The organism is Bhargavaea sp. CC-171006, assembly GCF_009761675.1.
Classification (GTDB): Bacteria; Bacillota; Bacilli; order Bacillales_A; family Planococcaceae; genus Bhargavaea; species Bhargavaea changchunensis.
In genome coordinates this window covers 32,876-46,050 of record NZ_QUZH01000003.1, presented here as the reverse complement: position 1 = coordinate 46,050, position 13,175 = coordinate 32,876, and the positions used below count along the sequence as shown (strand labels likewise).

At 55.7% G+C, this 13,175-nt stretch carries 14 protein-coding genes and 1 riboswitch; of the genes, 10 read left to right on the top strand and 4 right to left on the bottom strand.

The window, feature by feature from the left end; genetic code table 11:
• Positions 1-181: 181 nt before the first annotated feature.
• The 6 genes from cax to DZC51_RS00615 all read left to right on the top strand — a co-directional run bounded on the left by cax (position 182) and on the right by DZC51_RS00615 (position 6,038).
• Positions 182-1,243, top strand: a complete 1,062-nt coding sequence (gene cax, locus DZC51_RS00640; protein ID WP_370513665.1) for a calcium/proton exchanger — start codon at positions 182-184, stop codon at positions 1,241-1,243.
• A gap of 84 nt (positions 1,244-1,327) precedes the next feature.
• A complete protein-coding gene (locus DZC51_RS00635; protein ID WP_157293424.1) occupies positions 1,328-1,483 on the top strand; it encodes a Fur-regulated basic protein FbpA in 156 nt (51 codons plus the stop codon).
• 53 nt (positions 1,484-1,536) lie between these two features.
• Positions 1,537-2,997, top strand: coding sequence for an amidase family protein (locus DZC51_RS00630; RefSeq protein WP_157293423.1), 1,461 nt, complete (start codon positions 1,537-1,539; stop codon positions 2,995-2,997).
• A gap of 79 nt (positions 2,998-3,076) precedes the next feature.
• Positions 3,077-3,784, top strand: coding sequence for a cysteate racemase (gene cuyB / locus DZC51_RS00625; protein ID WP_157293422.1), 708 nt, complete (start codon positions 3,077-3,079; stop codon positions 3,782-3,784).
• 110 nt (positions 3,785-3,894) lie between these two features.
• Complete coding sequence (locus tag DZC51_RS00620) at positions 3,895-5,118, top strand: DEAD/DEAH box helicase (RefSeq protein WP_157293421.1); 1,224 nt, start codon at positions 3,895-3,897, stop codon at positions 5,116-5,118.
• Entirely contained in the window at positions 5,115-6,038 is a 924-nt protein-coding gene (locus tag DZC51_RS00615; protein ID WP_157293420.1) for an SGNH/GDSL hydrolase family protein, read from the top strand. Before DZC51_RS00620 ends, DZC51_RS00615 begins: the two co-directional genes overlap by 4 nt.
• A gap of 128 nt (positions 6,039-6,166) precedes the next feature.
• Here the strand turns inward: DZC51_RS00615 and thiT are convergent, their stop codons facing one another.
• A complete protein-coding gene (gene thiT / locus DZC51_RS00610) occupies positions 6,167-6,730 on the bottom strand; it encodes an energy-coupled thiamine transporter ThiT (protein ID WP_157293419.1) in 564 nt (187 codons plus the stop codon).
• Positions 6,731-6,816: 86 nt separating this feature from the next.
• A riboswitch (TPP riboswitch) is annotated at positions 6,817-6,927 on the bottom strand.
• Between the two features lie 107 nt (positions 6,928-7,034).
• Between thiT and DZC51_RS00605 the strand changes: the two genes are divergently transcribed.
• Positions 7,035-7,376, top strand: a complete 342-nt coding sequence (locus DZC51_RS00605) for a magnetosome magnetite crystal formation protein family (protein ID WP_157293418.1) — start codon at positions 7,035-7,037, stop codon at positions 7,374-7,376.
• 67 nt (positions 7,377-7,443) lie between these two features.
• Positions 7,444-8,199 carry a type I methionyl aminopeptidase gene (gene map, locus DZC51_RS00600; RefSeq protein ID WP_157293583.1) on the top strand — a complete coding sequence of 252 codons (756 nt, stop codon included), beginning with the start codon at positions 7,444-7,446 and terminating at the stop codon, positions 8,197-8,199.
• A gap of 46 nt (positions 8,200-8,245) precedes the next feature.
• On the opposite strand, the gene DZC51_RS00595 is transcribed toward map, so the two are convergent.
• Positions 8,246-8,989 carry a hypothetical protein gene (locus DZC51_RS00595; protein ID WP_157293417.1) on the bottom strand — a complete coding sequence of 248 codons (744 nt, stop codon included), beginning with the start codon at positions 8,987-8,989 and terminating at the stop codon, positions 8,246-8,248.
• A gap of 166 nt (positions 8,990-9,155) precedes the next feature.
• Here DZC51_RS00595 and DZC51_RS00590 point away from each other — a divergent pair, with 166 nt between their 5' ends.
• Complete coding sequence (locus tag DZC51_RS00590; RefSeq protein ID WP_157293416.1) at positions 9,156-10,958, top strand: M3 family oligoendopeptidase; 1,803 nt, start codon at positions 9,156-9,158, stop codon at positions 10,956-10,958.
• Between the two features lie 6 nt (positions 10,959-10,964).
• A complete protein-coding gene (locus DZC51_RS00585) occupies positions 10,965-11,510 on the top strand; it encodes a GNAT family N-acetyltransferase (RefSeq protein WP_157293415.1) in 546 nt (181 codons plus the stop codon).
• 145 nt (positions 11,511-11,655) lie between these two features.
• Here DZC51_RS00585 and mreBH read toward each other — a convergent pair whose 3' ends face one another.
• Together mreBH and DZC51_RS16180 are read right to left on the bottom strand one after the other, a co-directional pair.
• Positions 11,656-12,660 (bottom strand): rod-share determining protein MreBH, encoded by a 1,005-nt coding sequence (mreBH, locus tag DZC51_RS00580; RefSeq protein WP_157293414.1) that lies wholly within the window; start codon positions 12,658-12,660, stop codon positions 11,656-11,658.
• A 249-nt stretch (positions 12,661-12,909) separates the two neighbouring features.
• Positions 12,910-13,062, bottom strand: a complete 153-nt coding sequence (locus tag DZC51_RS16180) for a hypothetical protein (RefSeq protein ID WP_198304027.1) — start codon at positions 13,060-13,062, stop codon at positions 12,910-12,912.
• Between the last annotated feature and the right edge of the window lie 113 nt (positions 13,063-13,175).

Here is a 13,175-nt window from a genome sequence, read left to right as displayed (position 1 = left end):
GACCTAAACCGCCCTGTGGCCGGAGAATATTCCGTCCACAGGGCGGTTTTCTATCTTTTATGACCAATGTCCTCTGATGATCGCCGCTCAGTTCCCGGCCCTGCCGCCATGATCCGGGTTATACCCAAATCGCAGTGGGGTATAGTTCCTCATAATGGTCGACGCAATGGAGGGGAATTCGTTGAATAGGATTTTTACAATCGTTTCGTTCGTCGGTGTGCCGCTCGTTGTGGCAGGCTCTTTTCTCCACTGGTCAAGTGTCATCATGTTCATCCTTTGTTGTGTGAGCATCATTGGCCTGTCCGCAATCATGGGAAGAGCGACCGAATCACTGACAATCATATCCGGACCGCGTATTGGCGGTCTGCTGAACGCGACGTTCGGGAACGCAGTAGAGCTGATCATCGCCATTTTCTCTCTCAAGGCTGGATTGGTCGGAATCGTTCTTGCTTCACTGACCGGTTCGGTGATCGGCAACCTGCTTCTTGTGCTCGGGCTGTCATTTTTCATTGGCGGTCTCAAGCACAAACGGCAGAACTTCAGTTTGCGGGATGCCCGATATAATGCGGGACTCCTGATTTTCGCCATCATTGTCGCATTCGTCATCCCCGAGATTTTCTCCCAGGGTATGGACGACCGCGGCACGATCAGCCTGAGCATCGGGATCTCGGTCATCATGATCCTTCTTTATCTGGCCGGGCTGTTTTTCAAGCTGGTCACACATCGGGGATATTTTACGGGATCCGACAAAGAAAGTCATGGCGAGCAGGAAGAAGAAGAGGCAGAATGGTCAAAGGGGAAAGCGATCCTCATTCTGCTTCTGGCTACGGCAGCGGTGGCATTTGTGTCTGAGAACCTTGTCCATACATTTGAGGACATCGGAGAGCGCTTCGGATGGTCGGAGCTCTTTATCGGGGTCATCATCGTCGCCATCGTCGGAAATGCCGCGGAACACGCTTCCGCCCTGATCCTGGCGGTCAAGAACAAGATGGATGTATCCGTGGAGATCGCCGTCGGTTCGACACTCCAGGTCGCGATGTTCGTTGCACCTGCCTTGGTCCTCATCTCCCTGATGATGCCGGTGCAGATGCCGCTCGTGTTCACGGTCGCGGAATTGGTCGCGATGATCACGGCGGCACTGCTGACAATCGTCATCACGCTGGATGGGGAGTCAAATTGGTTCGAGGGGCTGACCCTGCTTGCCGCCTATCTGATCATGGGCATCGGGTTCTTCTTCCTTTGACCGATGGAACAAATCCGGTTTCGTTTTCGTCCAATACGGGAAAGATGAAGTCGGTATCATCATGAGCAAGGAGAAGAATGCACCATGAGAGAATTACATGAAGGACCGATGGATGAAAAAAAGCAGTCCATTATCGATAAGCTGGTGGATGAAGGGATTTTCAAGATCGACGGCAAGCAACTGTATGAGCTACCCATCTATACATTATTGAAGCAATACACCGAACTTCACGAACAATAATCGTATGCCGGACGGCCATCAGCCGGCCGGCTTTTTCTATCGGAGGGATCAGGATGCAGAACGAACGACTGGAACGTATCAGGGATGAATGGCTGGAAGAGGCGACCATCCGGGAGATGCAGCAGAAGATGGTGAAAGGGGAGGTTACGGCGGAGGAGCTCACGGTCATGTACCTGTCGAGGATTTCGGAATTCGGCCGCAACGTCAACGCCGTCCTTGAGGTAAACCCGGATGCCCTCCAGATCGCCAGGCAGCTGGACTATGAGCGTCAGGTGAAGGGGATGCGATCACCACTCCACGGCATCCCGGTCCTTCTAAAGGACAACATGGATACCGGTGACAAGATGCATACCAGCTGCGGGGCGCTTGCCCTGGCCGATCATTACGCAGCCGCAGACGCCTTTCTCGTCAAGAAACTGCGGGAGGCCGGTGCAGTCATCCTAGGCAAGACGAACATGACCGAGTGGGCAAACTTCATGTCCGACAAAATGACGAACGGCTACAGCTCAAGGGGCGGACAGGTCAAGAGCCCTTACGGACAGTTTGACTGCGGCGGCTCAAGCTCGGGTGCGGCAGTGGCAGTCGCTGCAAACCTGGCGGCGGCATCGGTCGGCACTGAAACGACCGGGTCCATCATCGAGCCGGCCGTGCAGAATAGCCTTGTCGGGATCAAGCCGACCGTCGGCGCCATCAGCCGGACCGGTGTCATCCCGCTGTCCATGACACAGGATATCCCCGGTCCGCTTGCCAGGACCGTGGAAGATGCGCTGCTCTTGTTCCGGGAGATGGTCGGAGAGGATCCGTCTGACCCGGTGACATCCCTGAGCGGTGCATGGGAAGGCCAGGACTGGGAAGCCTGCCTTGATCCGGATGCGCTAAAAGGTGCGCGCATCGGCGTTGCCCGCAACATCTTCGAAAACGAGGCGGACAGTGAGGTCCAGGACCTGTTCGACCGAAAGCTGGAAGTACTGAAAGCGTGCGGAGCTGAAATCATCGATGACATTGACCTTGGCGTCATGGAAGATGACCTGGGTTATGATGTGCTCATGCATGAATTCAAGGTAGCGGTAAACGCCTACCTTGGTAGGACGCCCGCAAGCAATCCGGTCCGGACACTGTCTGACGTCATCGAATTCAACAATCGACATCCGGAGGAAACGCTGAAGTTCGGCCAGAACATGCTGGAACAGTCGGACCGGACATCGGGGACGCTGACCGAGCGTGCCTATCTGGAAGCGCTCGAGCGGAACAGGCATCTGTCGTCCGAACTCGCACTGGAACGGGCATTCCGCGAACATGATATCACTGCCCTCGTCTTTCCGCAGTCCCACGGCCTCAGCTTTGGCGCTGCAGCCGGCTACCCGGGCGTCGCCGTGCAGGCCGGGAAGACAGAGGAAGGCGAGCCATTCGGCATCGCTTTCTATGGCAGGGCATTCGCAGAACCGCTTCTGATCGGATTCGCTTACGCCTTTGAGCAGCGGGAGCAGGGGCGCGTCAAGCCGCCGAACGAGTAATGGCATTTATATCGAAACGAATGCCTTCTGTGATATAATTTACACCCATAAACAGATAGACAGCAAAGGATTGGACAACATGGAGAAGAAAACACTTGGAATCCTCGGGGGAGTCGGACCGCTCGCCACGATGTATATCGGAGAGATGATTGTCCGGCATACGGATGCTGATCGTGATCAGGATCACGTGGACATGGTGATCACAAATAACACAGCCATTCCTGACCGTACAGCCTTCATCATCGATCCGGGAGAGACTGACCCTGTCCCTTTCATTGTCCGCGATACAGAGCGGCTTGCAAGGGCAGGGGCGGACCTGATTGCGATTCCGTGCAATACGGCCCACTCATTTTATCGGGAGATCGCAGCGGCGTCCCCGGTGCCGGTTCTGAACATGATCGAAGAGACGATAAAACGTGCAGCCGAAGAGGGAGCCGAGACGCTTGGTATCCTGGCAACGGACGGGACCCTTATCAGCCGGGTTTATCAGAATGCATGTGAAGCCAAAGGGATCATGCCGGTCTTGCCGGATGAAGATGTTCAGAAAACCGTCATGTCGATTATTTATGATTATGTAAAGGCCGGTCGCCCGGCAGACCCCGATTTGTGGGCCAGGGTGGAAGAGGATATGAAGGAAAAAGGCTGTGACAAAGTCGTGCTCGGCTGCACCGAACTGTCTATAGTGAAAAAGGAGCTGTCGTTGAATGATCATTACATCGATTCGCTTCTCGTTCTTGCAGAAAAGGCGATCCTGGCATGCGGCCACAGTCTCAGAATAGATAAATGAAGATCATGCGGATGGTAAACGTTTCTCTGCCATCCGTTTTGCATATCGATGATTAATTCGGAGAAACAATGGAATGGAGAAAAATATTGTTGTGAAACGGGGAATGGATGATGAGTTGGATCGAACGGCTGGAGCCGCAGTTCCGGGAAAAATGGACATTTGAAGAGGAGATGCCGATTCAGTCAAAGATGATTCCCGCAATGATCGACGGACGGGACATTGTCGCGGAATCGCCGACAGGGTCGGGGAAGACGCTCGCCTATGTCATCCCGCTTCTGTCGCTTGTTGATGGCACTTCAAAGAAAACGGAGGCACTTGTCATGGCGCCTTCCCAGGAGCTCTGCATGCAGATCGTCGAAGTGTTCCGCGAATGGACGGAAGGCACGGACGTCACGGTCACGCAGTTGATCGGAGGCGCGAACAAACAGCGCCAGATCGAGAAGCTGAAAAAGAAGCCGACGATTGTCGTCGGGACGCCGGGACGCGTTTGGGAGCTGGCGAATGACCGGAAGCTGAAGATGCATGACATCCGGCATATCGTTTTGGATGAAGGGGACCAGCTTCTGGGGCGCGACCACCGGACCGACGTCAAATCGCTGATCAGTGCTGCCGCATCCGACTGCCGGGTCGCGGTCGTCTCGGCAACCATCACCGATGAAATCCGACTTGTCGCGGAGCGGTTCATGGATGATCCGCTCCAGCTGAAAGTGACCGCGGAAGAGCTGCCGAAGCAGGGCGAGGTCATCCATTCCTTCACCAAGGTGGACGAGCGTGACAAAACGGACCTGATCCGCAGGCTGTCCCATGTGGAAGGCTTGCGGGCGCTTGCTTTTATCAACAATACGGACCAGCTGCTCATGAAGGAGTCGAAGCTGAAGTTCGAGGGAGCGCCGGTGGCCGTGCTTCATTCCGGCATGAACAAGATGGAGCGCAAACAGGCGCTTGACGGGTTCCGTGACGGTACGGTGCGCATCCTCATCGCGACCGATGTTGCGGCACGCGGGCTTGATATCACCGGCCTGACGCATGTGATCCATATCGATGTGCCGCGCACTGAAGAACAGTACACGCACCGCTCGGGCAGGACGGGGCGCGCGGGTGCAGACGGAGAAGTGCTGTCGTTCGTTTCATACCCGGACGAGAAGACGTACCGGAAGCTGACCCGTGCGCTGACGGGCAAACCGGTCCAGAAAGTCTGGCACAAGGGGAGCCTGATCGAAGGCTCCTCCAAGACCGTGCAGGCCGCGTCATCCGGGAAGCCGGCGGGCAATGCCGGCAAGGGACAGCGGAACGGCAAGAAGATGGAAGGGAACAAGGGCGGGAAACGCCGATGAGGCGTCTTGCCTTCCTTGTAGGCGCTCTTTTCCTTCTGATTCCGCAGGCCGGAAACGTACAGGCCGCGGCTCCCGTCTCCTATGTCGCACTCGGCGATTCTCTTGCAGCCGGCCAGACCCCGGACCGGGCGATCGATTTCGGCTATGCGGACATGATCGCGATGGAGATGCGCCGGCATGTACCGGTCGCCTTTTATTCAAAGGACCTCAGCTATCCGGGGCTCACGAGCGGCCAGGTGCTGGAGAGGGTCCGGTCGGATGAAGCAAGGCCTATTCTGGAACGGTCCACACTGATCACGGTTTCCGCGGGCGCCAATGACCTCCTCGGTCTGGTGCGCTACGATTCCCGGGCAGGCACGATTGCCTACGAGCGGATCCCGGCTGATTATGCGCTGAACGGGGTCAGGATGAATGTGGCGTCCATACTGGATGAACTGGCGGAGCGGGCGCCGCGGGCGACTGTTTACATCATGGGCTATTATTTCCCGTATCCACATGCCCGTGAGGAGATGAAATCGGGTCTCCGAAAAGAGCTCGGCCGGCTGAATGCGATCCTGAAACAGGAGGCGGAGGCTGCGGGAGCCGTGTTCGTACCGGTAGAAAAGGCGTTTGCCTCAGAAGGCAGCCAGCTGCTTCCGAACCCGGCTGACGTCCATCCGACGCTTGAAGGATACCGGCGGATGGCGAACGCCTTCTTTGAAAACTCCCCTTACCGTCTGACCGTCGAACCGTGGGAGGTGCCGCCGCCGAACCCGGTCTCGTTTGAGGAGATGAACAGGCGGATGCAGGAAGCGGACGGGCGAAGTGCTTATGGCGGTGGCGAGACACCGTCCCGATCTGCAGTCGATGAACATCTTCAGGGCATCCATGCCATTTACTTTAACCCCTCCGAATCGCCGGAGGGGTTTTCGTTTATCTGATAAGGTCGAGAAACGTTGACAATCTCAGTTGCAACGTCCCTAATCCAAAACCCCCGCCGATCCCGGCGGGGGTCCGTCTGTCCATCTGAATTCCGGTTTATTCCAGCCGCCGCATGGGCAGGCTGGGCTTATCGCTTCAGCAGCCGAGGCGCTGTGCTGAAGAGGAGTGCGCAGGCGGCGGCAGTCAGGATGATCGACGGGATCATGTAGCCTGCGTTGTAGACGATTGAATACCACCAGACATTGTCTCCGGCATCAATCGCAGCAGCGCCAAAGAATACGACGCCCGACAGGACGTGCATGACGTAGCGGAGCAGGCCGCCGATGACCGTACCGATGACGATGCCGGTCACCATCCGTCCCTTTTCGCCGGCGTCGGCGCCCCGCAGCACCATCGGGCGGAGGAAAGCGGCCGCGCCGATCACGACGAATGCCGCGATATAATCCAGGAAGCCCTGTACCGGATGGATAATGTAGGCTCCGGCAAATGTCTGGAGAATTCCGAGGATCAGGCCGGTAAGCAGGCCACCCCCGAGTCCCCAGCGAAAGGCCATCAGGACGATCGGCACCATCGTGAGGCTGATGGAGCCGCCCTGAAACCAGAGTTTGATGGATATCTGATCCAAGACAAAGCCGATCGCGGAAAAGATTGCGACCTCGATCAGGAACTGAAGACGTTGATTCCGTTGCATCGGAAGATTCCCCCCAATTAATATTGTCGCAAGATGGGGATGACCAATATAAAAAGCGTCCGGGACAGAGCCGGACGCCTGCAGGCATCGTTTTCCATCCACATCCCTGCGCAAGCATGACCTTACAGGTTCAAAGGGTCTGGGCGCCGTCCGCCCACTCTCAGCCGCGACAATCCGCGGCTCCCCTTGTGGTTCAACTATTCAGTATGGACACTCCAAGTTTAGACTACCCGCCCGCCGTTTTCAACCCGGCCCGTCATACGATGATAACAGCTGCTGTGCCACATTCCGGAAGGAGGGCCTCATGGACAATCCCCGCCTGATCGCTTCATTCAACTACTTCAGCATCCTGTTCGCTCCCGTCCTGTTCCCGCTTGTTCTGCTTTTCGCATCGGGCGACGGGATGGTCCGGCGCCACGCGAAGCGGGCGCTTGCCATCCAGCTGATTCCGGCCGTGCCGCTCGCAGCCCTTCTTGTCACCACGATCATCGCGGCGAACGAGGTGAGGGAAGCGGCGTTCACCGGCATGGCACCGTCTTTCGGGCATGCGGGCACTGCTGCCTTGCTGTCTCTTTTATATGCCGTTTTTCAGGGGGCGGCGTTTGTCTGGTGTGCAGCGGCGGGAATCCGGGCGCTGAAATCGTGACTGTTTGGCGGAGGTCCGGTCTGTGGTATAGTGGAAATTGAATCCACAGAAGGAAGTGCTGAATCGAATGATCGCGAAGACGACCGAAGACTTCGAGAATCTCAAAAAAATCGGGCGCATTTGTGCGGAGATCCGCGATGCGCTGAAAGACGCCGCGAAACCGGGCGTCACGACCAAACAGCTGGATGATATGGCAGGCCGCATGTTCGAGGAAAAGGGGGCTGTATCCGGTCCCAAGGGCGAATATGATTTTCCCGGCTTCACATGCATCAGCGTCAACGAAGTGGTGGCGCATGGCATCCCGAGTAACTATGTGATCAAGGACGGCGACATGGTCAACATCGACGTGTCGGGTTCGTACAACGGCTACTTTGCCGACACGGGCATTTCGATTGTGGCCGGCGAGCCGGACGAGGAAAAACAAAAGCTCATCGACGTCGCGAAGTCGGCACTCGACAAGGCGATTGAGAAGGTGAGGCCGGGCGGACGGCTGAATCAGCTCGGCAAAGCGGTCAGCCGTGAGGCGAGCGACAACGGCCTGCATGTCATCAAGAACCTGACGGGCCATGGCGTCGGCCGCTCCCTGCATGAAGAGCCGAGCCATGTGCTGAACTATTATGACCGGTGGGATACCACGCTCCTGAAGGAAGGCATGGTCCTTGCGGTCGAACCCTTCATATCCCAGAAGGCGGAACACATCATCGAAGGCGGAGACGGCTGGGCGTTCATCACGCCGGACAAGTCGCTCGTGGCCCAGATCGAGCACACTGTCATCGTTACTGCGGACGGCCCGCTGCTCATCACAGACATCAGCGAAGATTAAAAAACGGTCCCGGGAAAATATCCCGGGACCATTTTGCGTATGATGATTAATCTTCTGCCGTTCGGGACACTTTTTTGCTTTGCCTTCTGCTCATGACCATCCAGGTGATGACGGTGCCGGCAAGGAAAAGGGAAGCAGCGGAGACAAGCGGCTCGTCAATCCCGTTCCTCGCGGCGACCATGATAGACATCCAGGCAAAGACGCCCGCAAACATATCATCACTGTGATGATAAAGGAAATGCAGCGCGACTGCCGCGGCAAATGTCAGCGTGATGATCGCCCAAAGTGCATCACTCAGGCCAAGCCCGCCCCAGTCATTTGCCTCAAGCGTGTAGTGGACCGCGACAAGGAGGCTGAAGAAGAAGTAAGAGAACATCCCTGAAATGGGAATCCGTCCGGAAAGGCGGTTTTCTTTCTTCGGATAAGTGAAGTAGAGGGCAGCCAAAACGGCCAGCATGGCAACTTCGGACGCTGTAAACAGGAGAAACCGTTCTTCCTGCCAAGTGATGAGTTCGATAATATGAAGAATGGAAGCCGTGATGAAAAGAGCGGCACGCAGATTGGCGATTGCGGGCCGGTCCGCCTGCCCGCCGCCCCGGATGACGTACAGCGCCAGCAGCGGCACGAGGACAAGCAGGATCAGCGCCGAGAACATGGACGGCATGAAGACGACCGGAAGCCGCGCAGCAATCTCCCCGGCGGGCCGCCCGAACGCCGGCATGAACATCGCCGAGGCATGGAAGCCGACCGCCGCAATCAGGGCGATCCCCATCAACAGTTTTCGGATCAATCTTCTTCACCTCCTACCCGTATTAGTATACATGGGTTTTAAGACATTAACGGCGGAAAGTGTGACGCTTTTTTGCCAGTTGGCAAGTTTCGCCTTCCGAACAACCGTGTTATAATTGTAAGGAAAATGTTATTAGAAAATTGGCAAACAGTCAGGGGGAATTGGGATGTCAACAACCACGTATCCGGTCACCTGGGACCTGGAGACGTTTTTCAGAGGCGGAAGCGATTCTGAAGAACTCCGCGCCCATCTTGATGAAGGAGCGGAAAAAGTCCGAAGCTATGCAAAAGCGGTCGGGGATTTCAGCACACCGGAAGACACAGACGCTGCAGAGAAGATTGCGGTCCTGATCGAAGAGACGAAGAACACCTCTGCCCATCTGAGAGAAGCCGGCGCGGTCATCGGCTGCTTCCTCGCTCAGGACACGACAGATAAAAAAGCGAATCTCCTGCAGGGAGAAACGTCCGCGCTCGGTGCGAAGTTCCAGACGGCGTTCATGTCGTTCCAGCAGAAGCTGTCGAAGACAGATGACAAGCTTTGGGAAGAGCTGATTGCCTCCGGTCGGCTCCAAGAGTTTTCGTTCATCCTGGACGAATGGCGCAAAAAAGCCGGGGCCAAGCTCCCGGAAGAGCAGGAAGCGCTCATCACGGCGCTGTCCGTTGACGGCTACCACGGCTGGGGCGAACTGTACGACCTGCTTGTCGGAGACATGCATGTGAAGGTCACGGTTGACGGAGAGGAGAAGGTTCTTTCCGTCGGACAGGCGAACAACCTCGGCACCCATCCCGATCCTGCTGTCCGCAAAGAAGCGTTTGAAAAGCTGGAAGTGGCATGGGCCGAAAAAGAAGAGTTCTTCGCAAAAGCACTCAACTCGCTTGCAGGGTTCCGCCTTCAGGTTTACGAGAAGCGGGGCTGGGACCATGTCCTCCGCGAGCCGCTCGAGTACAACCGCATGAAGCAGGAGACGCTGGATGCGATGTGGGGCGCCATTTCGGCCAATAAACAGCCGTTTGCGGAATACCTGAAGCGCAAGGCAGCCCTGCTCGGCAAAGAGCAGCTTGACTGGTATGACTTTTTCGCGCCGGTTTCCGAATCAACTTCGAAACTGGATTATCAGGAAGGCGCAGAATTCATCCTGAAGCATTTCGGAAAGTTCGGTCCGGAACTCGAGTCGTTCGCCCGCATGGCATTCGAGAACGGCTGGATCGAAGCGGAAGACCGTCCGAACAAGCGGCCGGGCGGGTTCTGCACCGGCATGCCGCTTTCCGAGGAATCCCGCATCTTCATGACATACAGCGGTTCCATGTCCAACGTTGCCACGCTCGCGCATGAGCTTGGGCATGCTTTCCACTCGTACGCACTCCGGCCGGTCCATCAGCTGAACAGGCAATATGCGATGAATGTGGCGGAGACCGCGTCGACATTTGCCGAAATGATCATGGCGGATGCGGCGGTAAAGGAAGCAGGGACAAAGGAAGAAAAGATCGCACTGCTTGAAGACAAGGCCCAGCGAAGTGTTTCCTTCTTCATGAACATCCATGCACGCTTCCTGTTCGAGACGCGATTCTATGAAGAGCGGAAAAAGGGAGTGGTCTCGTCTGACCGCCTGAACGAACTGATGGAAGAAGCACAGCGTGAAGCATACGCCGGTGCACTCGGAGAGACACACCCGCACTTCTGGGCATCCAAACTGCACTTCTATATCACGGGTGTCCCGTTCTACAACTTCCCGTACACGTTCGGCTACCTGTTCTCCCTCAGCATCTATGCAAAGGCGCTCGAGGAAGGGGAGGCGTTCGAGGAAAAGTATATGGCACTCCTGCGGGACACGGCCATCATGACGACAGAGGACCTGGCCATGAAGCATCTCGGCGAAGACATCACGAAGCAGGACTTCTGGGAAAAGGGCGTCCGGCTCTGCATCCGGGACGTGGAAGAGTTTCTCAGCCTGACGTCCGATGAAGGGTGAGCCGACGTGATCACGCTGAAGGGCGAAAAAGTCATTTTACGCGTCCTCACCGACGACGACGCTCTCGCCATGACCAACCTCGTATCCAGGAACAAGTATTACTGGTCGGTTTATGAGCCTCGGCATGACAGTTCCTACTATACGGTAGGCGTCCAGCGGGAAAAGATCCGTGAGTCCCTCCAGCAGCTCAGGGAAAAGCGGGAATACAGTTTCGGCATTTTCCGGGCGGAGGACGGCCGGTTGATCGGCCATATCTCCCTGTACGGACTTAAACGGCTGCCTTTCCTGAGCGGCTTTGTCGGTTACTCGGTCGACCAAGGGGAAGCGGGCCGCGGCATCGCGACAGAGGCACTGAGGCTTGTGCTGCAGTTCGGATTTGAGCGTGCAGGGCTGCACCGGATCGAGGCTTATGTTTCCCCGAGGAACCAGGCATCGGTCAGGGTGCTTGAGAAGGCCGGCATGGAGCGGGAAGGCTTGCTGCGCCAACTGCTTTTCATCAACGGTGTATGGGAGGACCACTACATCTATTCCATCATTGAGGATGGGCATTGAAAGGGTAAGGCCGCTTTGCGGAAACCCATTGCAAAACTGAGGACCCTATTCCGGCCATGAGCCGGAACAGGGTCCTTTTGCTTTGTGTTGTGAACGTAAGAACCCCGGGAAGCAGGGGCTGCATTCCCGGGGGGACTTGTCATGTTCAGTTTGCAATTTTTCGCATCGTTTTGATCGTGCCGAGGGCCTTTCCGGTGCCGAATACCACTGCCTTCATCGGATCAGGGGAGGTATGGACCGGTACGGATATAACCTCTGACAGCCAGTCCTGCATGCCGTTCATGAGGGCGCCGCCTCCGGTGAGGACGATGCCCTGGTCAACGATGTCGCCGGACAGTTCCGCCGGGCATTGCTCGAGTGTCGTGCGGATGGCCTCAAGAATCGTTTCCATTCCCTCTTTAAGACATTGTTGAATATCCCGGGAGTGGAGTGTGATGGTCTTCGGCAGGCCGGTGACGACATCGCGGCCCCGGATATCCATTGTTTTTGCCTCATGGGCGATCGGCGCAAAACCGATCTCTTTCTTGATCGCTTCGGCCGTCTGTTCCCCGATGATGAGGTTATGACGCTTCCGGATGTGATGGATGATTTCCTCATCCATCTTGTCGCCGGCAAATTTCACGCTATTGGAAGAGACGACACCGCCGAACGAGATGATGGCGACTTCAGTCGTGCCGCCGCCGATATCGACGATGACGTTCGCTATCGGTTCGCTCACAGGGAGATCGGCTCCGATGGCTGCCGCTACCGGTTCTTCAATCAGATGAACTTCTTTGGCACCTCCGGATTTTACGGCGTCCACAATTGCGCGCTGTTCGACGGATGTCGCGCCACAAGGAATGGAAACGACCACACGGGGCTTCCGGAGTGTTTGGCCCAGTTTCTTTGATGCCTTGGCCATGGCGGATTTAAGCAGTTCTGCTGTCATGTCATAGTCCGCGATGACTCCATCACGGAGCGGACGGATTGCTGTGATCTGTTCAGGTGTTTTTCCGAGCATCACTTTCGCCTCGTGGCCGATGGCGATCAGCCGTCCAGCAGGGTCGACGGCGACGACAGAGGGTTCATCAAATACGATTTCTTTGGATTTTGTATAGATAAGTAAATTGGCGGTGCCAAGGTCGATGCCGATATCAGTAGAATTCCACATGTAAATTGCCTCCCGGTAACGATACTTTCTGCTGATGATAAGTATAGTAGAAAATATCCTGTCCGCAAATTAGTAGATATTGGAATATGACAAGTGATGGTGATTCTTTAGGACCATATATAACCTTATAATGGAATCCTGCTAAAGCGATTAGGACAGAATGTTACAGAATTCAACACGATTTGAAACCTGATTGTAAGAGAAATTTCATCTGTAATAAAAAAGAACTGCCGGAAATCCGGCAGTTCTTTACGAGTTGAGGTTGTATGTCGTCTCGGGTTTCTCGTCGATGGTCGTCGAGTCTTCCGAGATCATCGCACGTTGCAGGAAGTGGACCATGACCAGCATACCTATAATCAGCAGAACTGTGAAACCGAAAACGGTTGTAAACATCAGCCACATAATCGGAATGCTCCTCTCTATAACTTATCCTCTTTATTTCTATAACTCATTATACAACAAAATATGCCTGTTTTTAATAGGACATTGCTGGAATCCGCCTCAATTGTGACAAA

Bases quoted from the DNA above. Each gene is read 5' to 3' on its own strand.
- DZC51_RS00590 (WP_157293416.1), top strand. From the start codon at position 9,156: ATGTCAACAACCACGTATCCGGTCACCTGGGACCTGGAGACGTTTTTC.
- map (WP_157293583.1), top strand. From the start codon at position 7,444: ATGATCGCGAAGACGACCGAAGACTTCGAGAATCTCAAAAAAATCGGG.
- DZC51_RS00605 (WP_157293418.1), top strand. From the start codon at position 7,035: ATGGACAATCCCCGCCTGATCGCTTCATTCAACTACTTCAGCATCCTG.
- thiT (WP_157293419.1), bottom strand. From the start codon at position 6,730: ATGCAACGGAATCAACGTCTTCAGTTCCTGATCGAGGTCGCAATCTTT.
- DZC51_RS16180 (WP_198304027.1), bottom strand. From the start codon at position 13,062: ATGTGGCTGATGTTTACAACCGTTTTCGGTTTCACAGTTCTGCTGATT.
- DZC51_RS00615 (WP_157293420.1), top strand. From the start codon at position 5,115: ATGAGGCGTCTTGCCTTCCTTGTAGGCGCTCTTTTCCTTCTGATTCCG.
- mreBH (WP_157293414.1), bottom strand. From the start codon at position 12,660: ATGTGGAATTCTACTGATATCGGCATCGACCTTGGCACCGCCAATTTA.
- DZC51_RS00635 (WP_157293424.1), top strand. From the start codon at position 1,328: ATGAGAGAATTACATGAAGGACCGATGGATGAAAAAAAGCAGTCCATT.
- cuyB (WP_157293422.1), top strand. From the start codon at position 3,077: ATGGAGAAGAAAACACTTGGAATCCTCGGGGGAGTCGGACCGCTCGCC.
- DZC51_RS00630 (WP_157293423.1), top strand. From the start codon at position 1,537: ATGCAGAACGAACGACTGGAACGTATCAGGGATGAATGGCTGGAAGAG.
- DZC51_RS00620 (WP_157293421.1), top strand. From the start codon at position 3,895: ATGAGTTGGATCGAACGGCTGGAGCCGCAGTTCCGGGAAAAATGGACA.